Annotated in this window: 21 protein-coding genes; 18 read left to right on the forward strand and 3 right to left on the reverse strand. The window is 74.4% G+C overall.

All coding sequences use genetic code 11. The features are described 5' to 3' along the window. The 12 genes from A6Q81_RS12800 to A6Q81_RS12855 form a co-directional block, all read left to right on the forward strand. Positions 1-366: aminotransferase class III-fold pyridoxal phosphate-dependent enzyme (locus tag A6Q81_RS12800; protein ID WP_286690690.1), on the forward strand; the 366-nt coding region annotated here is incomplete at its 5' end. Further along, positions 363-1,301, forward strand: coding sequence for an ornithine carbamoyltransferase (gene argF, locus A6Q81_RS12805; protein ID WP_286690691.1), 939 nt, complete (start codon positions 363-365; stop codon positions 1,299-1,301). The genes A6Q81_RS12800 and argF, both read left to right, overlap by 4 nt. Beyond that, a complete protein-coding gene (locus tag A6Q81_RS12810) occupies positions 1,298-1,831 on the forward strand; it encodes an arginine repressor (RefSeq protein ID WP_193786282.1) in 534 nt (177 codons plus the stop codon). The genes argF and A6Q81_RS12810 overlap by 4 nt, the downstream gene beginning before the upstream one ends. Then, complete coding sequence (gene argH / locus A6Q81_RS12815; RefSeq protein ID WP_286690692.1) at positions 1,828-3,267, forward strand: argininosuccinate lyase; 1,440 nt, start codon at positions 1,828-1,830, stop codon at positions 3,265-3,267. Before A6Q81_RS12810 ends, argH begins: the two co-directional genes overlap by 4 nt. Next, a complete protein-coding gene (locus A6Q81_RS12820; RefSeq protein WP_286690693.1) occupies positions 3,264-3,509 on the forward strand; it encodes a DivIVA domain-containing protein in 246 nt (81 codons plus the stop codon). The genes argH and A6Q81_RS12820 overlap by 4 nt, the downstream gene beginning before the upstream one ends. A 67-nt stretch (positions 3,510-3,576) precedes the next feature. Next, positions 3,577-7,455, forward strand: a complete 3,879-nt coding sequence (locus tag A6Q81_RS12825) for a Pls/PosA family non-ribosomal peptide synthetase (protein ID WP_286690694.1) — start codon at positions 3,577-3,579, stop codon at positions 7,453-7,455. Next, positions 7,452-8,753, forward strand: coding sequence for a M1 family metallopeptidase (locus A6Q81_RS12830; protein WP_286690695.1), 1,302 nt, complete (start codon positions 7,452-7,454; stop codon positions 8,751-8,753). Before A6Q81_RS12825 ends, A6Q81_RS12830 begins: the two co-directional genes overlap by 4 nt. Continuing rightward, positions 8,750-9,322 carry a DNA-3-methyladenine glycosylase gene (locus tag A6Q81_RS12835; protein WP_286690696.1) on the forward strand — a complete coding sequence of 191 codons (573 nt, stop codon included), beginning with the start codon at positions 8,750-8,752 and terminating at the stop codon, positions 9,320-9,322. Before A6Q81_RS12830 ends, A6Q81_RS12835 begins: the two co-directional genes overlap by 4 nt. 834 nt (positions 9,323-10,156) lie before the next feature. Beyond that, positions 10,157-10,594, forward strand: coding sequence for a MarR family winged helix-turn-helix transcriptional regulator (locus A6Q81_RS12840; RefSeq protein WP_083516357.1), 438 nt, complete (start codon positions 10,157-10,159; stop codon positions 10,592-10,594). A gap of 61 nt (positions 10,595-10,655) precedes the next feature. Continuing rightward, positions 10,656-11,447 (forward strand): inositol monophosphatase family protein, encoded by a 792-nt coding sequence (locus A6Q81_RS12845; RefSeq protein WP_286690697.1) that lies wholly within the window; start codon positions 10,656-10,658, stop codon positions 11,445-11,447. After that, positions 11,444-12,043: an LOG family protein gene (locus A6Q81_RS12850; protein WP_286690698.1), complete on the forward strand. Its 600-nt coding sequence runs from the start codon at positions 11,444-11,446 to the stop codon at positions 12,041-12,043. Before A6Q81_RS12845 ends, A6Q81_RS12850 begins: the two co-directional genes overlap by 4 nt. Before the next feature lie 7 nt (positions 12,044-12,050). Then, the gene (locus A6Q81_RS12855) at positions 12,051-12,455 is read left to right on the forward strand and encodes an NUDIX hydrolase (protein WP_067857250.1); all 405 of its coding nucleotides are present in this window, start codon (positions 12,051-12,053) and stop codon (positions 12,453-12,455) included. A 7-nt stretch (positions 12,456-12,462) separates the two neighbouring features. Here the strand turns inward: A6Q81_RS12855 and A6Q81_RS12860 are convergent, their stop codons facing one another. Then, complete coding sequence (locus A6Q81_RS12860; protein ID WP_067857254.1) at positions 12,463-12,831, reverse strand: RNA-binding S4 domain-containing protein; 369 nt, start codon at positions 12,829-12,831, stop codon at positions 12,463-12,465. 83 nt (positions 12,832-12,914) lie between these two features. Between A6Q81_RS12860 and A6Q81_RS12865 the strand changes: the two genes are divergently transcribed. Both A6Q81_RS12865 and A6Q81_RS12870 read left to right on the forward strand, forming a co-directional pair. Further along, positions 12,915-13,133: an RNA-binding S4 domain-containing protein gene (locus A6Q81_RS12865; protein WP_502692819.1), complete on the forward strand. Its 219-nt coding sequence runs from the start codon at positions 12,915-12,917 to the stop codon at positions 13,131-13,133. A 5-nt stretch (positions 13,134-13,138) separates the two neighbouring features. Beyond that, positions 13,139-13,942 carry a spermidine synthase gene (locus A6Q81_RS12870; RefSeq protein ID WP_286690703.1) on the forward strand — a complete coding sequence of 268 codons (804 nt, stop codon included), beginning with the start codon at positions 13,139-13,141 and terminating at the stop codon, positions 13,940-13,942. Positions 13,943-13,945: 3 nt separating this feature from the next. On the opposite strand, the gene A6Q81_RS12875 is transcribed toward A6Q81_RS12870, so the two are convergent. Further along, a complete protein-coding gene (locus A6Q81_RS12875) occupies positions 13,946-14,365 on the reverse strand; it encodes a hypothetical protein (protein WP_067857261.1) in 420 nt (139 codons plus the stop codon). Between the two features lie 3 nt (positions 14,366-14,368). After that, a complete protein-coding gene (gene rocD / locus A6Q81_RS12880) occupies positions 14,369-15,580 on the reverse strand; it encodes an ornithine--oxo-acid transaminase (protein ID WP_067857263.1) in 1,212 nt (403 codons plus the stop codon). 58 nt (positions 15,581-15,638) lie between these two features. Here rocD and A6Q81_RS12885 point away from each other — a divergent pair, with 58 nt between their 5' ends. The 4 genes from A6Q81_RS12885 to A6Q81_RS12900 form a co-directional block, all read left to right on the forward strand. Then, positions 15,639-16,145: a hypothetical protein gene (locus tag A6Q81_RS12885; RefSeq protein ID WP_286690700.1), complete on the forward strand. Its 507-nt coding sequence runs from the start codon at positions 15,639-15,641 to the stop codon at positions 16,143-16,145. Between the two features lie 37 nt (positions 16,146-16,182). After that, complete coding sequence (locus tag A6Q81_RS12890; RefSeq protein ID WP_286690701.1) at positions 16,183-16,899, forward strand: YcnI family copper-binding membrane protein; 717 nt, start codon at positions 16,183-16,185, stop codon at positions 16,897-16,899. Beyond that, positions 16,892-17,416, forward strand: a complete 525-nt coding sequence (locus A6Q81_RS12895; RefSeq protein ID WP_067857272.1) for a copper resistance CopC family protein — start codon at positions 16,892-16,894, stop codon at positions 17,414-17,416. The genes A6Q81_RS12890 and A6Q81_RS12895 overlap by 8 nt, the downstream gene beginning before the upstream one ends. Then, positions 17,413-18,739: CopD family protein (locus A6Q81_RS12900; protein WP_286690702.1), on the forward strand; the 1,327-nt coding region annotated here is incomplete at its 3' end. The genes A6Q81_RS12895 and A6Q81_RS12900, both read left to right, overlap by 4 nt.

Consider the following 18,739-nt stretch of genomic DNA (forward strand, 5'->3'; position numbering starts at 1 on the left):
CCCGGCAACCACGGCACGACCTTCGGCGGCAACCCGGTGGCCTGCGCGGCGGCGCTCGCGGTGCTCGACACGATCGAGTCCGACGGCCTGCTCGCCCAGGCCACGACCCGCGGTGACCAGCTCGCGTCCGCACTGGCCGCGCACCCCCGGGTGGCCGAGGTCACCGGACGTGGCCTCATGTTGGGCGTCGTGCTCACGGACCCCCGTGCGGCCGACGTGCAGAAGGCCGCGCTCGACGCCGGGCTCGTCCTCAACGCACCGACGCCCGACCGCCTGCGCATCGTCCCGCCGCTCGTGCTCACCGAGGCCGAGGCGGCGCACGCCACCACCACGCTCTCCGCGGTGATCTCGGAGGTGCTCGCATGACCGCCACGGCCATCGTGCGGCACCTGCTGCGCGACGACGACCTCAGCCCGGCGGAGCAGGCCGAGGTGCTCGACCTGGCGCTGCGGATGAAGGCCGAGCCGTTCGCCTTCCGTCCGCTCGAGGGTCCGCGCTCCGTGGCGGTCGTCTTCGACAAGTCGTCCACGCGCACGCGGGTGTCGTTCTCCGTCGGCGTCGCCCAGCTCGGCGGGCACTGCGTCATCCTCGACGCCGCGACCACCCAGGCCGGCCGCGGCGAGCCGGTGGCCGACACGGCCCGCGTGCTCGGCCGCATGGTCGACGCCGTCGTCTGGCGCACCTACGCACAGGCCGACCTGGAGGAGATGGCGCGGCACGCCGGCGTGCCCGTGGTCAACGCGCTCAGCGACGACTTCCACCCCTGCCAGCTGCTGGCCGACTGGCTGACGGTGCGCGAGCACAAGGGCACGCTGGCCGGCCTGACCGTCGCCTTCGTGGGGGACGGCGCCAACAACATGGCGCACTCCTACGTCCTCGGCGGCGCGGTCGCGGGGATGCACGTGCGGGTCGGAGCACCCGAGGGTTATGCCCCCGCCGGCCACGTGGTCGCCGACGCCGAGAAGGTCGCCGCTGGTACCGGTGGATCCGTGACCGTCACCGACGACCCGGTCGAGGCGGTGCGCGGTGCCGACGTCGTCATCACCGACACGTGGGTCTCGATGGGCCAGGAGGCCGAGAAGGCCGAGCGCATCGCCACCTTCGGCCCGTACGCCGTGACCGGTGCGCTGCTGCAGCACGCCGCGAAGGACGCGATCGTGCTGCACTGCCTGCCCGCCTACCGAGGCCTGGAGATCGCCGAGGACGTGCTCGAGGGACCGCGCAGCGTCGTCTGGGACGAGGCGGAGAACCGCCTGCACGCCCAGAAGGCCCTGCTCGCGTTCCTGCTGGAGCGCTCGTGAGCATCCCCGACACCAAGCGCGCGCGCCAGCGGCTCATCATCGAGCTGCTGGGCCGCACGCCGGTGCGCTCGCAGGGCGAGCTGGCGGCGCTGCTGCAGGAGCAGGGCGTCACCGCGACCGCCTCGACGGTCTCGCGTGACCTCGTGGAGCTCGACGCCGTGCGCGTGCGCAACCCCGACGGCGCGCTGGTCTACGCCGTGCCCGGCGAGGGCGGCGACCGCACGCCCCGCGCCGCGCAGGACAGCGCCGCCTCGCAGCAGCGGCTGACCCGTCTGCTGCGCGAGCTGCTGGTCTCGGCCGAGTCGTCGGCCAACCTCGTCGTGCTGCGCACCCCGCCCGGCGCCGCCCAGTTCCTGGCCTCGGCCATCGACCACACGGGCGCCGTCGAGGTGCTGGGCACCATCGCCGGCGACGACACCGTCATGATGATCTGTCGTGACCCCGAGGGCGGCGCGACCGTCGCCGCCCGTCTGACCGAGCTCGCCGAGCTCCCCACCGACACCCGATCCACCAGCGAGGGACCCGCATGACCGAGCAGAGCCCGTCCGACGTCCCCTCGGGCACCCAGAACGACACCCCGGGCGACTCCCGTCTCTGGGGCGGTCGCTTCGCGGGCGGTCCGTCGCCGGAGCTGACGGAGCTGTCGCGCTCGACCCACTTCGACTGGCGGCTCGCGCCCTACGACCTGCAGGGCTCCCGTGCGCACGCCCAGGTGCTGCACACCGCCGGCCTGCTGACCGACGACGACCTGGTCGCGATGCTCGCGGGCATCGACGCGCTCGACGCCGATGTCGCCTCCGGCGCCTTCACGGCGCAGCCGGGCGACGAGGACGTGCACTCGGCCCTCGAGCGTGGGCTGATGGAGCGTCTCGGCCCCGACCTCGGCGGTCGGCTGCGCGCGGGCCGGTCGCGCAACGACCAGGTCGCCACCCTGTTCACGATGTACCTGCGCGAGCACGCCGCACGCATCGGCGAGCTGCTACGCGCGCTCGTCGGTGCTCTCGCCGACCAGGCGGAGCGTCACCTGGGCGCACCGATGCCGGGGCGCACGCACCTGCAGCACGCCCAGCCGGTGCTCCTGTCGCACCACCTCCTCGCGCACGCCTGGCCGCTCGTGCGCGACCTCGACCGGCTCGCCGACTGGGACGCGCGCGTCGCCGGCGGGTCGCCGTACGGCTCGGGCGCGCTGGCCGGCTCCTCGCTCGGTCTCGACCCGGAGAAGGTCGCCGCGTCGCTCGGCTTCACGGGCTCGACGCCGAACTCGATCGACGGCACGGCGTCGCGTGACGTCGTGGCCGAGCTGGCGTTCGTGCTCGCCCAGGTCGGGGTCGACGTGTCACGTCTGGCGGAGGAGATCATCCTCTGGAACACCAAGGAGTTCGACTTCGTCACGCTCGACGACGGGTACTCCACGGGCTCGAGCATCATGCCGCAGAAGAAGAACCCCGACATCGCCGAGCTGGCCCGCGGCAAGGCCGGGCGACTGATCGGCAACCTGTCCGGCCTGCTGGCCACCCTGAAGGCCCTCCCGCTGGCCTACAACCGCGACCTGCAGGAGGACAAGGAGCCGGTCTTCGACTCCGTCGACACGCTCGAGGTGCTGCTGCCGGCGTTCACCGGCATGGTGCGCACGCTCACCTTCCACACCGAGCGCATGGCAGCGCTGGCGCCGCAGGGCTTCGCGCTCGCCACCGACGTGGCCGAGTGGCTCGTGCGCCAGGGCGTGCCCTTCCGCGTGGCGCACGAGGTCTCCGGCGCCTGCGTGCAGGTCTGCGAGCAGCGCGGCATCGAGCTGTGGGACCTCTCCGACGACGACTTCGCGGCCATCTCGCCGCACCTGACGCCCGACGTCCGCAGCGTGCTGTCGGTCGGGGGCTCCATCGCCTCGCGCGACGGGCGCGGCGGCACCGCGCAGGTCCGGGTGGCCGAGCAGCTCGCCGAGGTGCGGGCGCGGGCGGCGTCGTGAGCGGGCCGGTGTTCCGGACGACCCGCTGGCGCACCGGGTACCGCGTCGACGACGTCGACGACTTCCTCGCCGACGTGCTGCCGCGCGTGACGGACCGTCCCGACTCGGCCCTGGCCGAGCGCATCGTGCAAGCGAGGTTCGCCACCGTGCACCTCGGCGCGGGCTACGACATGAGCGACGTCGACGCCTACCTCGACGACCTCGTGGGCCGCGTCGGCGGCCCGCCTGCCCCTGGAGCGTGACGGACGCCTCGGCACCGGAGCGCGCCGTGTTCACGGCTCGTTCACGCGGTCTTGGCATCATGCGCGGGTGCTCGAGAACGTCGACGTCCCTGCCACGTTCCTGCGTTCGGGCCGGGCGGCACCCGCGCGCACCCTCGTCGAGGTGCTGGAGGCCACCGCCCGGGACCACGCCGAGGAGCCGGCGCTCGCCTGCGGCGACGTCGTCCTGACCTACGACACCCTGCTCGAGACGGCGTCGGCGCTGGCCGACGAGCTCGGTGCCGTCGGCGTCGGTCGCGGCGCCCGCGTCGGGGTGCGGGTGTCCTCGGGCAGCACCGACCTGCACGTCGCGATCCTGGGCGTCCTGCTCGCCGGTGCCGCCTACGTGCCGATCGACGTCGACGACCCGGAGGAGCGAGCAGCGACCGTGCTGCGCGAGGCCCAGGCCGACGCGGTCGTGACCGACGGCCTCGTGGTGCGACGCCTGCGCGACGACGTGCGCGGCTCGGGCAGCGTGGAGCCGCCGACCCTCGACGACGACGCCTGGATCATCTTCACGTCGGGCTCCACCGGGACGCCCAAGGGCGTGGCCGTCACGCACCGCTCCGCGGCGGCGTTCGTGGACGCCGAGGCGGTGCTCTTCTGCCAGGACGCACCTCTCGGTCCCGGCGACCGCGTGATGGCCGGGCTCAGCGTGGCCTTCGACGCCTCCTGCGAGGAGATGTGGCTGGCGTGGCGGCACGGCGCCTGCCTCGTGCCTGCACCGCGCTCGCTCGTCCGCAGTGGCGCGGACCTCGCGCCGTGGCTCGTCGCGAACGACGTCACGGTCGTCTCGACCGTGCCGACGCTGGTCTCGCTGTGGCCCGCGCAGGCGCTCGACGCGGTGCGGCTGCTGATCCTCGGCGGCGAGGCCTGCCCGCCGGAGATCGGCGACCGGTTCGCCACCGCCGACCGTGAGGTGTGGAACACGTACGGGCCCACCGAGGCGACCGTGGTCGCCTGCGGCGCGCAGCTGCGGCCCGGCGAGCCGGTCCGCATCGGCCTGCCGCTCGAGGGCTGGGACCTCGCGGTGGTCGATGACGACGAACGCCCTGTCGGGCCGGGGGAGACCGGTCAGCTGGTGATCGGCGGTGTCGGCCTCGCGCGGTACCTGGACGCCGAGAAGGACGCCGCGACCTACGCCCCGATGCCCTCGCTCGGGTGGGACCGCGCCTACCGCAGCGGCGACCGCGTCGTGCTCGACGAGGCGGGTCTGCTGTTCGCCGGGCGTGCCGACGACCAGGTGAAGATCGGCGGACGACGCATCGAGCTCGGTGAGGTCGACAGCGCCCTGCTCGCCCTGCCCGGCGTCGAGGCGGCAGCCGCGGCCGTGCGTCGGTCCGAGGCGGGCAACAGCGTCCTGGTCGGCTACGTCGTGACCGACGGGACGCTGGACGCGAGGAGTGCGCGCGCGCCCCTGCGCGAGCGCCTGCCCGCGGCCGCGGTGCCTCGCATCGCGGTCGTCGAGACCATCCCGGTCCGCACGTCGGGCAAGGTCGACCGCGACGCCCTGCCGTGGCCGCTCGAGACCGGCACCGAGGCGTCGCTCGACGGCACCGCCGCGCTGGTCGCCGACGCGTGGGCGCGCATCCTGGGCTCGGCCGTCGGCGGGCCGGCCGACGACTTCTTCGAAGCCGGTGGCTCGAGCCTCACCGCGGCGCAGCTCGTGGCTCGGCTGCGGGAGACGCACCCGGAGGTGACGGTCGCCGACGTCTACGAGGCGCCCACGGTGGGTGCGCTCGCGGCTCGTCTCGACACGCTCACCACCCCGGCCGTCGTCGACGTCCGCGAGGTGCGGCCGGTGCCCCGCCGGTCGAGCCTGGTCCAGCAGGTCCTGCTCCTGCCGCTGCGCGCGGTCGGCGGGCTGGTCTGGGTGGCCTGGACGATGCTCGCGGTGCAGGCGCTGGCCGTCGCCACGGACTGGTCGTGGCTCCCGGGACCCGGGTGGACGGCGACCGTGGTCGCGGCGGTGCTGCTGCTCCCGCCCGTCCGGGCTGCCGCGGCCGCGGGTGGCGTGCGGCTGCTCCTGCGTCGGCTGACGCCCGGCACCTACCCGCGCGGCGGGTCGACGCACCTGCGGCTGTGGGCGGCCGAGCGCCTGGTCGAGGAGCTCCGCGTGGGCACGCTCGCCAGCGTCGGCGTGCTGACCGTCTTCGCGCGGATGCTCGGCGCGAAGGTGGGTGCGGGAGTCGACCTGCACGCGCTGCCCTCTCTCACCGGCATGCTGACCCTCGGCCGCGGGTCCACGGTCGAGCCCGAGGCAGACCTCTCGGGCTGGTGGGTCGACGGCGACCGTCTCGTCGTGGGGCCGGTCCGGGTACGGGCCGAGGCTCGCGTCGGCGTCCGCAGCACGCTCGGTCCCGGAGTCGTGGTCGGTCGTCGCGCCGAGGTCGGCGCAGGGTCGACGGTGCTGGGCGACGTGGCCGACGACAGCTTCGCCGCCGGAGCCCCCGCGACGCGCGTCGGTGAGGCGCGTGGCCCGGCCGAGCTCGAGCCGGCACCGCGCCGTCGCGGTTGGCCCACGGTCTACGCGGTGACGGGTCTCGTGCTGTCGGCGCTCCCGGCGCTCGCGGTCGGGCTCGTGTCCGCGGCGTCGCTCGGCGCGGCCCTGGCGCTCGGTGTCGACCCGCAATCACCCGCCGACCTCGCGCTGCTGCTGGTTGCGCTCCTGCCCGTCCTCGTGGTCGGGTCCCTGCTGGTCCTCGCCGGGCTGGTGTGGTCGGTCGTCCGGGGTGCGTCGACCGGCGTGGCGGCCGGGGTGCACCCCGTGCACGGCCGCGCGGCGTGGTCGGCCTGGACGGTGCTGCGCGTCCTCGACAGCGCCCGCGAGTGGCTGTTCCCGCTGTACTCCAGCAGCCTCACGCCGACGTGGCTCCGCGCGCTCGGCGCCGACGTCGGGGCCGACGTGGAGGCGTCGACCGTGCTCCTGCTGCCGAGCCTCACGTCGGTCGGCGACGGCGCCTTCCTCGCCGACGACACGATGCTCGGCATGTACGAGCTCGGTGGCGGGTGGCTGCGGGTCGAGCGCGTGAAGGTGGGGCGTCGGGCCTTCGTCGGCAACTCGGGCATGGCAGCGCCCGGCCGCAAGGTGCCGGCGCGCGGGCTGGTCGCGGTGCTGTCGGCGGCACCCCGTCGCGCGAAGGCGACCAAGGGGTCGTCGTGGCTGGGGAGCCCGCCCACGAGGCTCCGCCGCGCCGCCGGCGAGGTCGACGAGGCCCGCACCTACGAGCCGGGACGACGGCTCAGGGTGGCGCGCGCGGCGCTCGAGGCCTGCCGCGTGCTCGCCGTCGGTGTAGCGGCCCTCCTCGTCCTGGCCGTCGCCGGCAGCATCGTCACGGTCGCGGACCGTGCGGGGTGGTGGGTCGCGGCGCTCGTCGCCGGCCCGGTCCTGCTCGCCGCCGGCGTCGTGGGGGCGCTCGTCGCGACTGCGGCCAAGTGGGTCCTCGTCGGTCGGGTCAGGGCCGAGGAGCACCCGCTCTGGAGCAGCTTCGTGTGGCGCAACGAGCTCGCCGACACCTTCGTCGAGGTGGTGGCCGCCCCCTGGTTCTGCCGCTGGGCGCTGGGCACGCCGCTGCTGCCGCTGTGGCTGCGCAGCCTCGGGGCGCGCGTCGGCCGGGGGGTCTGGTGCGAGACGTACTGGTGGCCCGAGCCCGACCTCGTGACCGTGGGCGACGGCGCGACCGTCAACCGGGGGTGCGTGGTGCAGACGCACCTCTTCCATGATCGGATACTCAGCATGGACGAGGTCAGGCTGGACGCGGGGGCGACGCTCGGTCCGCACGGCGTCGTGCTGCCCGCCGCACGCATCGGCAGGCACGCCCGGGTCGGCCCCGGGTCGCTGGTGATGCGCGGCGAGCACGTGCCCGACGGCACCAGCTGGGTCGGCAACCCCATCGGCCCCTGGACCGACGCGACGGCGCCCGCGTGAGCCGCGCCGCGTCCGTCGACGAGCGCTACGTCCCGCACCACGGCGACCCGTCGTACACCGTCACCCGCTACGACCTCGTCGTCGACTACGTCCCCGAGTCCAACCGGCTCACCGGCACCGCGACCCTCGGCGTGCGTGCGCTCGAGCCGCTGCGGAAGGTCCGTCTGGACCTCAACGACCTGCGGGTGCAGAAGCTCCTCGTCGACGGCGCCCGCGCGAAGTACCGGCAGCAGCGCGCGTCCGTGAGCGTCGAGCTGGGTCGGGAGTTGGCGGAGGGCGAGGAGGCCGAGATCATGGTCGCCTACGGCGGCCGCCCGCACCCGATGCGCGGACCCGACGGCGACGCAGGCTGGGAGGAGCTCGAGGAGGGCGCGATCGTCGCCTCGCAGCCCCACGGCGCGCCGTCGTGGTTCCCGTGCAACGACCTGCCGTCCGCGAAGGCGCCGTTCCGGCTGGAGCTCTCGGTGCCGCAGGCGTTCACCGTCGTCGGCAACGGCGTGCCCGGCGAGCGGCGACGCACCGCGGGACGGGTCGTGCAGGTCTTCGACCAGCCCGAGCCGATGGCCACCTACCTCGCGACCGTGCACGTGGGCGACTTCGTCGAGGAGCAGCAGGCGACGTCGCCGGTGCCCGTCGGCTTCGTCGCGCCTGGCAGCCTGCGGGAGCAGGCCCAAGATGCCCTGGTTGACCAGCCCGCCATGGTCGCCTTCTTCGACCGGGTCTTCGGCCCGTACCCGTTCCAGCGGTACCTGGCGGTCGTCACCCCCGACGATCTCGAGATCCCGCTCGAGGCGCAGGGGCTCTCGATCTTCGGGCCGAACCTCCTGCACGACGGGTGGGACGCACAGCGACTGATCGCGCACGAGCTGGCCCACCAGTGGTTCGGCAACAGCGTGACGCTGCGGCACTGGAACGACATCTGGCTGCACGAGGGCTTCGCCTGCTACGCCGAGTGGCTGTGGTCGGAGGAGTGCGGCCGCGAGAGCGCCGACGAGCGCGCGCGCCACCACCACGCGAAGCTGCAGGCGAAGGACCAGGACCTGCTGCTCGCCGACCCCGGCCCCGACCTGATGTTCGACGACCGGGTCTACAAGCGCGGCGCCCTCACGTTGCACGCGCTGCGCCGCCGGGTCGGCGACGACGCCTTCTTCACGGTGCTGCGGACCTGGACCGACCGCTTCCGCCACGCCAACGCCGACACGGCCGACCTGGAGCGCGTCGTCGCGGACGTCGCGGGGGAGCAGACCGACCTCTTCGACCAGTGGGTGAGGGCGACCGCGGTCCCGGACCTGCCGTGACGTCGGACGACGACGTCGCCGCGCGGGCCGTGGCGCTGCTCGGCCGTGAGCTGCGCGGTCACGGGGTGACCGTGCGGATCACCGAGGTCGAGGCGTACGGCGGGATCCTCGACCCGGCGTCGCACGCGTACACGCGGACGCCGCGCTCGGAGATCATGTACGGCCCGCCCTGGCGCCTCTACGTGTACCGCTCGTACGGCATCCACTGGTGCGCGAACGTCGTGACCGGACCGACCGAGCAGGCCGCGGCCGTGCTCGTGCGGGCCGGGCGCGTCGTGGACGGACTCGACCTCGCCCGCGAGCGTCGCGGCGACGTCGCCGACACCCGCCTCGCCCGGGGTCCGGGGAACCTCGCGCAGGCCCTCGGCATCTCCGCGACCGACCTCGGCACCGACCTCCTCGACCCCACCGGCGTCCACCTCGGCCCCGGACCGACCGACGAGCCCGACGTCGCCAGCGGCCCCCGGGTCGGCGTCGCGCAGGCCGCCGACGTCCCGTGGCGGTTCTGGATCGCCGGCGACCCCACCGTCTCGGCGTACCGGCGGTCGCCGCGCGCGCCGCGGGGGTAGGGGTTCTCGACCTGCTGGTGCGCTGCCGCAGGGGGTCTCCACTTGCTGGTGCGCTGCCGCAGGGTGTCTTGACCTGCTGGTGCGCTGCTGAAGGGGGTCTGGGCTTGCTGGTGCGCTGCCTCGGCTCTCGCTGGGGCTGGTCTCCGCAAGGGCCTCGACCGGGCGGCTGGCGGCGGAGCTGGTCCGAGGTCTCGGGCTGTGGGTTGGTGCTGGGGGTGGACGCAAGAATCTGCGTTCGTGCGTCGGAGGTCCAAGGGTTCTGCGTTTGCTGCGGGATCCCGTCGCGAACGCAGAAGCGTTCAACTTCCCGCGCGTGAATGAAGAATCTTGGGTGCCCTTGGGGGTGGGGTGGGCAGTGCTTCTTCCTTCTCGTGGCACGGTCCACGAGAAGGGAGAACCTCTGCCAGGTCTGACCCCGCCATCGGTGGATCTGCAACCGCAGAACGGCTCCTGCGGTTGCAGATCCACCGATAGGACGCGCAAACGGAGAACCGTGGCCCGAGAACGCGGAAAAGAAGAATCGTGGGTCACCCCCAGGCCCCAGCCAGACCCCGAGACCCGAAGCCGAGGCCGGGCCCGCTGCCGGTCGAGGCCCTTTCGGAGACCAGGCCCAGCGAGAGCCGAGGCAGCGCACCAGCAAGCCCAGACCCCCGCAGGCAGCGCACCAGCAAGGTCACGACACCCGCAGCCAACGCGCCAGCAAGGTCACGACGACGGCAGCCAACGCGCCAGCAACCCCACGCCCCCCGCAGGCAGCGCACCCGCAGGGCCCAGCCCACCACGCAAGCACACGAAACCCCGTCGAATCCATCGTGCACGATGTACCATCGGAGGATGAGCACTCCCACGGTGTCCGACCTGCTCTGCTTCGACCTGTACTCGACGTCGCGCCAGATGACGGCGGCGTACCGGCCGCTGCTGGACGAGCACGACCTGACGTACCCGCAGTACCTCGTGCTGCTGGCGCTGTGGGAGCAGGACGGGCAGAGCGTGAAGGAGCTCGCGGCACGGCTGCGGCTCGACTACGGCACCCTGTCGCCGCTGGTGAAACGACTCGAGGCGCACGGGCGGGTCACGCGGGCGCGGAACCCGCAGGACGAGCGCTCGACCCTCGTCACGCTGACGCCGGCCGGCGCCGCGCTGCGGCCTTTGGCCGACCGGCTCTACGAGCACGCCGCCGACGTCCTCGAGATGGACGACGCCGACCTGGCCACCCTGCGCCGCCTGATCGGCACGGTCCGCGACCGCCTGGCCGCCGCGCCCATCGACTGACGACGCCCGCCGGCCCCGACCCGCGCTGCCGCGGCCTCCACCGGCACGGCAGGATGGACGCGTGAGCGACCTCGCCGCCGACCCGTCCGTCCTGTCCGACGCCGACCTCGCGGTCCGCCTGGTCACCGAGGCCGTCGCGCTGGCCGCCCGCATGCGCGAGGGCTCCGACCTCGACGTGCGCAGCAAGACGTCGGTCTCCGACGTCGTCACCGCCGCCGACCACGCCGCGGAGGCGCTCGTCGTCGACATGCTGCGACGTCTGCGTCCCGAGGACGGCCTGCTGGGGGAGGAGGGCACCGACGAGCCCGGCATCTCCGGCCGCCGCTGGGTGATCGACCCGGTCGACGGCACCTACAACTTCGCGAGCGGGTCCGACTACTGGTGCTCCGCCGTGGCCCTGCTCGACGGCGACACGCTGGTGCTGGGCGCGGTGGCCCACGCCCGCGACGGCGTGCTCGTGGGCGGGCCCGACCTGCCGACCACGTGGAACGGGTTCGTCGTCGAGCCCGTGCGCGACGTCGACGTGACCACCGTGGGTGCCGCCACCTACCTCCACCCCGGGAACGTCTCCGACGCCCACGTGCGCGAGCCGTTCCTGCGGGCCGCCGCCCTGCCGGCGACGCTGCGCATGCACGGCTCGGGATCGATGGACCTCGTGGGCGTCGTCACCGGACGGCTCGGCGCCTGGTTCCAGCACAGCACCCCGGCCTGGGACTGGCTGCCGGGCGCGGCCCTCGTGCGCGGTGCGGGCGGAGCCGCCGAGCAGGTCGACGTCGCCGGGCTGCGCTGGTCGCTCGCCGGTGGACCGCAGGCCGTCGCCGCGCTGCGCGAGGCGCTCGAGGACGACGCGTGAGCACCGCCCTCGGTGCGGTCGCGGTCTTCTGCGGCTCCAGCCACGGCACGAGCCCGGCGTACGCCGCGGCAGCCGAGCACGTCGGACGCACGCTCGCCGAGCGGGGCATCACCGTCGTCTACGGCGGCGGTCGTGTGGGGCTCATGGGCACCGTGGCCGACGCCGCGCTCGCCGCAGGTGGCACCGTCGTGGGCGTCATCCCGCGGTCGCTGCACGACCGCGAGCTCGCCCACACCGGCTGCACCGAGCTGCACGTGGTCGACACGATGCACGAGCGGAAGGCGCTCATGGCCGACCTCGCCGACGCGTTCCTCGCCCTCCCGGGCGGCGCCGGCACCCTCGAGGAGGTCGCCGAGCAGTGGACGTGGGCGCAGCTCACGATCCACGCGAAGCGGTCCGGGTTCCTCGACGTGGAGGGCTTCTGGTCGCCGATGCGGGCCATGCTCGACCGCATGGTCGTGGACGGGTTCGTGCGGGAGGCGCAGCAGCACATCGTCACCATCGACCCCGACCTCGACACGCTGCTCGACGTGCTCGCGTCGGCGCCGACGTGGACCGACAAGTGGGGCGGCGCGCTGCCGTCGCCCACCCCGTGAGCCGACCGTGACCGCGCGTCCGGTCATCGAGGTCGTCGCGGCGCTCGCCACGCGCGCGGACGGTCGCACGCTGCTCGTGCGCAAGCGCGGGACCACCCTGTTCATGAACCCGGGCGGGAAGCCCGAGGCGGGGGAGTCCCACGTCGAGGCGCTGGTGCGAGAGCTGGCCGAGGAGCTCGGTCTGCTGGTCGACCCGGCCCGGCTCGCACCGCTCGGCACCATCCGCACCGTCGCCGCGAACGAGGCAGGACACGACCTCCTGGCGCACTGCTTCGCCCTGCGGCTCGACGACCCGACCCACCAGGTGGCCGCGGAGATCGAGGAGGCCCGCTGGGTCGACCCGCACGCCCCCGACGTCGCCCTGGCGCCGCTCGCGGCCGAGCACCTGCTGCCGCTGCTCGCCCGCCGCTGACCACGGCTCAGCGACCGCGGAAGCGATCCATCTCGCGACGCTCGCGCTTGGTCGGCCGTCCGGCACCGCGGTCGCGGCGGGGCATGGCGAGACGTTCCTCGCGCGGCGGGGGTGGTGGTGTGTGGTCGGTGTAGCACTCGGCCGCCACGGCGGCACCGACGCGCTTGGTCAGCACGCGACGCACCTCGACGACCCGGGGGCCTCCGGGCGTGGTCGCCTCGACCCGGTCGCCGACCTGCACCGGCTGCGAGGGCTTGGCGCGGCGGCCGTTCACGTGCACCTGTCCGCCCTTGCACGCGGCGCTCGCGGCGGAGCGCGACGCGAACAGGCGCACCGACCACACCCACACGTCGGCGCGCACGCTGCTCGGTTCCACCCGTCCACCCTAGGCGGGTCCGGCCTAGGCTGGACGTCATGACGGGACCGGACGACGTGGAGACCATCGCGATCACCAGCGACATGATCCGGCTGGGTCAGCTGCTCAAGTTCGCGGACGTCGCCGAGTCGGGTGCGCAGGCCGGTGCGCTCGTCGCCTCGGGCGACGTGCAGGTCGACGGCGAGGTCGAGACACGTCGCGGACGCCAGCTCGGCGACGACGCCGTCGTCACGGTGGCCCTGCCAGAGGGTCCGCGCGTGCTGCGCGTCGTCACCGGCGACGACGTCGACGTGCCCTGGTGACTCGGGTGGTGGAGGTGGTCCCCGACCGGGACCGCCCGCGCGCGGCCACGGTGCGGGTCGACGGCACCGAGCAGTCGCACGTCGACCTCGACGACCCGACGCACCTCGAGTTCGACTACGTGCGCCGCATGGCCGACGTCGTCGACACGGCATGGGCGCCGGGCGTGCAGGTCCGCACGCTGCACGTCGGCGGGGCGGGCATGACGCTGGCGCGCTACGTGGCCGCCACGCGCCCGCGCTCCCGCCAGCTCGTGCTCGAGCCCGACGCCGAGCTGACGGCGCTCGTCCGGGCGGAGCTGCCGCTGCCCGAGCGCAGCGGCATCCGCGTGCGTGCCGAGGACGGACGCGCCGGCGTCGCGAGCCTGCGCGACGCCGCCTACGACCTCGTCGTCGTCGACGCGTTCGCGGGGGCGCGCGTCCCGGCGGACCTCGTGACGTGTGAGTGGTACGCGGACGTCGCGCGCGTGGCCGGACCGCAGGGGCTGGTCCTGCTGAACCTCGCCGACCGCGCGCCGTTCCCGTTCGTCCGCGACGCGCTGCGGGCCGTCGAGACCGCCCTGCCGCACGTCGTCGTCAGCGCGGAGCCGGCGACGCTCAAGGGGCGGCGTCACGGCAACGTCCTCGTCGTCGCATCGCGTGCGCCGGTCGACCCGGCGCCCCTCGCACGACGTGCCGCGGGGTCGATGTTCCCCTACCGTGTGCTCGACGCGGTCCAGGTGCGCGACCGGCTGGCCGGCGGGACGGCGTTCACGGACGCCCGCAGCGAGGCGTCGCCCGCCCCGCCCGGCGGCGCCACCTTCTTCGGCTGAGCCTCAGGAGAGCCGGTCGCGCCAACCGGCCGGGTCCGACACCTGGAAGGCCGCCGCGTCGGCCAGCCCGTCCAGGGACCAGGTGACGACCAGCAGGTCGGCACCGGTCGACCTGCCCAGGAAGGTCCGCGAGAGGGTCGCCGAGGTGATCGCGTCGCGCGGCACCTCGACGTCGCGGCCGGCCACGAGCGGCACGAACGCGAGGTGCTCGCGTCCGAGCAGCAGCGAGCCGATGCCCCGCACCTGCGTCTGCCGGTCGGAGGCGACCGCGAAGAGACCCGCCTGCTCGACCACCTCGGGTGCGTAGCCGGCCACCCGACGGCGGTGACCACGTCGCACCAGCGCGAGCCGGACGAGACCCACCACGACGAGCAGCAGCACCAGCCCCGCGACGAGCGCGAGCACGGCGAGCAGCGTGCCCACGGATCAGACCTTCAGCGCACGTTCGAGCGCGTCGACCGCGTGGTCGATCTCGTCCCGCGTGATGACGAGCGGCGGGGCGATGCGCAGCGTCCGCTCGTGCGTCTCCTTGCACAGCACGCCCTCGTCGCGCAGCGCCATCGACACCTCGCGTCCGGTACGTCCCAGGGGGTCGAGGTCGACGCCGGCCCACAGGCCTCGACCGCGCACGGCGGCGACGCCCTGCCCGAGGAGGGCTTCGAGCCGGTCGTGCAGGTGCCGGCCGAGGTCGGCGGACCGCTCCTGGAACTCACCCGTCGCGAGCAGGCCGACGACCGCGCGGCCGACCGCGCACGCGACCGGGTACCCGCCGAACGTCGAGCCGTGCGACCCTGGCCGCAGCACCCCGAGGACGTCGGCGCGTCCGACGACCGCCGAGACGGGGATGATGCCGCCGCCGAGCGCCTTGCCCAAGGTGTACAGGTCGGCCCGCACGCCCTCGTGGTCGAGCGCGAAGAGGCGGCCCGTGCGGGCGAGACCGGACTGGATCTCGTCGGCGATGAGCAGCACCTCGTTCTCGGTGCAGGCGTCGCGCACGTCGGCCCAGAACCCGGCGGGCGGCACCACCACGCCGGCCTCGCCCTGGATCGGCTCCATGAGGACGGCGGCGGTGTTCGGGCCGATGGCGTCGCGCACGGCCTGCGCGTCGCCGTAGGGGACGGTGACGAAGCCCGGCGTGAAGGGGCCGTAGTTGTCGTGCGCGACCGGGTCGTCGGAGAAGGAGACGATGGTGGTCGTGCGGCCGTGGAAGTTGTGCGTGGCGACGATGATCTCGGCCGCGTCGAAGGCGACACCCTTGACCTCGTAGGCCCACTTGCGGGCGACCTTGATGGCGGACTCGACGGCCTCGGCGCCGGTGTTCATCGTCAGCACCATCTCGGTGCCGGTGAGCTCGGCGAGCTCGGCGCAGAAGGCGCCGAACTGGTCGTTGTGGAAGGCGCGGGAGGTCAGGGTGAGCCGGTCGATCTGCTCGTGCGCGGCTCGGACGAGGTCGGGGTGGCGGTGCCCGAAGTTGAGCGCGGAGTACCCGGAGAGGAAGTCGAGGTACCGGCGACCGTCGACGTCGGTCACCCATGCGCCCTCGGCCTCGGAGATCACCACGGGGAGCGGGTGGTAGTTGTGGGCACCCCACCGCTCGTCGAGCGCGATGATGCCGGCGGTCTGCTGCATGTCGGACATGGTTCCCACCGTAACGGCCGCCGCCAGGCCCGTGGTCCGTCCCGACTACCCTCGTGGGGTGACGACGCGCAGCGGGACGGCGGCACGCGGGCTGGGCCCGCGGCTCCTCCGCCCTGCGCTCGTGGGCGTGGCAGTGGCCGCCTGCGCGACCTCCGCCCACGTCCTGGCCGGTGGCGAGGTGCCCTCCGCGGCCGTCGTCCTCGTGGCCACCGGCGCCGCGCTGGTGACCCGGCTGGTCGGCGCGCGCAGGCTCACGTCGTCCCAGCTGCTCGGCCTGCTGGTGCTCGGCCAGGTCGCGGCGCACCTGCTCGCCACGCCGTCCGGGTCCCACGACACGAGGATGCTCGGGGCGCACGCCCTCGCGACGCTGGTGAGCCTGCTCGCACTGCGTCACGCCGAGGACCTCTGGTGGCGGGCCGCGGACACCGTCGTCGGGCTCGTGCGCGTGCCCGGCCTCGTGGTGCTGGCACGTCGCAGGACGGGCGTCACGTCGGGCGTCCTGGTGCGCGAGGGGAGCGACGCGGGCCCCCGGCCCTCGGGCCGGGCCCCGCCGCTGACGGCGTGAGCCCGTCCACCAGCCCCTCGTACCCGAAGGTCCCGTCATGCCCACCACCCGTCCGACCCGTCTGGCCGCCGCCGCGGCCCTCACCCTCGCCACGGTGGCCGTCGCCGGCCCCGCCGTCGCCCACGTCGGCGTCTCCTCGCCCGACGCCGCACGCGACGGCTACGGCAAGATCGTCTTCCGCGTGCCCACCGAGTCCGACACGGCCGACACGACGAAGCTCGTCGTGACGCTGCCCGCGGACGCTCCCTTCCTGCACCTCACCGCCCAGACCAAGCCCGGTTGGACGATCACGACGCGCGAGGGCCGCCTGCCCGCGCCCGTCGAGGTCGACGGCACCGAGATCACCCGAGCCGTCCGCACGGTCACGTGGACCGCGGACGGCGACGGCATCCCGCCGGGGGAGTTCGACGAGTTCGCCCTGTCGGGCGGACCGTTCCCCGACGCCGACAGCATCCGGTTCGAGGCCGAGCAGACCTACTCCGACGGCGAGGTCGTCGACTGGGACCAGGTGCAGCAGGGCGACACCGAGCCCGACAAGCCCGCCCCGACGCTCAGCCTGCTGCCCGCCGGCGAGGGCGGCCACGCGCACGGCGGTTCCGCCACCGGCGACGACGCCGGCGAGCACGAGTCGGGCGCGCACGAGTCCGGCGGGTCCGGCTCCGACGTCCTGGGTCGCGTCCTCGGCGGAGCGGCCCTCGTGGTCGCGGTCGCGGCGCTCCTGGGTGTCCTGCGGCAGGATCGACGCCGTGCGTAGAGCCCTGGTCGTCCTGCTGCTCCTGCCCGTCCTCCTGGCGCCGGCGCTGACCGCCGGTCCGGCGTCGGCGCACGCGGCCCTCGTCGGCACCGACCCCGCCGACGAGGCCGTCGTCGAGGAGGTGCCGGGCACGGTCACGCTCGAGTTCAACGAGCCGGTCACCCGCTCCGAGCTGGTGCTGACCGCGCCCGACGGCAGCCGCGTGCCGCTCGACGTCAGCGCTCGGGACCGCGAGGTCACCGGTCGGCTGCGCGACGGCACGGCCGACGGCCAGCGCGGCACCTACACGATCGCGTACCGCGTGGTCTCCGCCGACGGCCACCCGATCGCGGGGGAGTCGACCTTCCGCACCACCGCGGGTCGCACGGTCGAGCAGGCCCCCCGCCAGGACGACACCTCGGAGTCCTTCATCCACCGCCACGCAGAGCACCTGTGGTGGGCCGTCGGCGGTGGCCTCGTGGCCGTCGTCCTGATCGTCTGGCCGCTCCTGCGCCGCCGGACCGAGGAGCACGCGTGAGCATCCTGCGCACCACCGTCGCCAGCTTCCTGGTCGCGTCCGCGGCCTGCGTGGCTGCGCTCAGCCTGGGGGGAGGGGCGCCCCAGCAGGTACCCGAGGGCCTCCCGGACCCGGGCCCGCTCGTGGGCTGGTCGCTGCCGCTCGCGTCGGTCGTCTCCGACGGTCTGCTCGTGGTCCTCGTCGGCCTGCTGCTCGCGGTCGTCGCCCTGCTGCCGACGTCGGCCGACGACGTGCAGGGCCTGTCGGTCGACGCGGTCCGCGGCGCCGCCCGCGTCGCGGCGGCGTGGTCGCTGCTCAGCATCGTGCTCTACGTCCTCACCGTCGCCGACGTGTTCGCCCGGCCGATCGGCTCGCTGACGTTCCCGCTGCTCTCGGAGCTCGCGACGACCGCGACCGGCGGGGTCGTGCTGCTGCAGGTCCTCGTCGGCGCGCTGGCGTGGGCGGTCCTGCGCTGGACGATCGCCGTCCGACGCCTCGCAGTCGTGCTCGGCGTCGTCCTCGCCTCGCTCGTCCCCGTCGCGTTCGCCGGCCACTCGGCGTCGTCGGGCTCGCACGACCTCGCCGCGCTGAGCCTGCTGCTGCACCTCGTGGGTGTCTGCCTGTGGGTCGGCGGGCTCGTCGCCCTGACCTGGGTGGCCTGGCGCGGCAGCAAGCGGCTCGCCCCCGCACTGCGCCGCTACTCGGTGCTCGCCCTCTGGGCGTTCGTGGTGGTCGGGGTCTCCGGCGTGGTGAATGCCGCGGTGCGGCTGCGCAGCGTCACCGACGTCGTCGGCACCGGGTACGGACAGCTCGTCCTCGCCAAGGTCGTCGCGCTCGTCGCGCTCGGCTGGTTCGGCTGGGTCCAGCGCCGACGGCTCGCCGACCGCGACGCCGGGTTCCTGTCGGTCGCGACGTCGGAGGTGCTGCTCATGGCCGCGACGATCGGCCTGGCGGTGGCACTCTCGCGCACGCCGACGCCGGTCGGGGACATCCTCACCACGCCCGCGCAGGAGCTGCTCGGTGGGCCCGTGCCGCCCGCGCCCGACGTCCTGCGCATGGCCCTCGGCTTCACGCCCAACGGGCTGGGGCTCACGATCGTCGTGCTCGGCGCCGCCCTCTACGTCCGCGGGCTCCTCGTGCTGCGCCGCCGCGGCGACGTGGTGACCGTGTGGACCCGCGAGGCCGCGACCCTGGCGACGCACGCCGGCGCGCTCTCGGTCGCTGCGGCGGCTTATGCGTATGCCAAGCGTCACGCGCGCAACCCGGCCTATAGCTTCGGCACCGGCAAGGTTGGCGACCTCGCCGGTTTCGCCTCGGCCATGGTGCTCGGCCTGATCGCGCTGA

The sequence above is a fragment of the Aeromicrobium sp. REDSEA-S38_B2 genome (assembly GCF_001628525.1).
Classification (GTDB): Bacteria; Actinomycetota; Actinomycetes; order Propionibacteriales; family Nocardioidaceae; genus Aeromicrobium; species Aeromicrobium erythreum.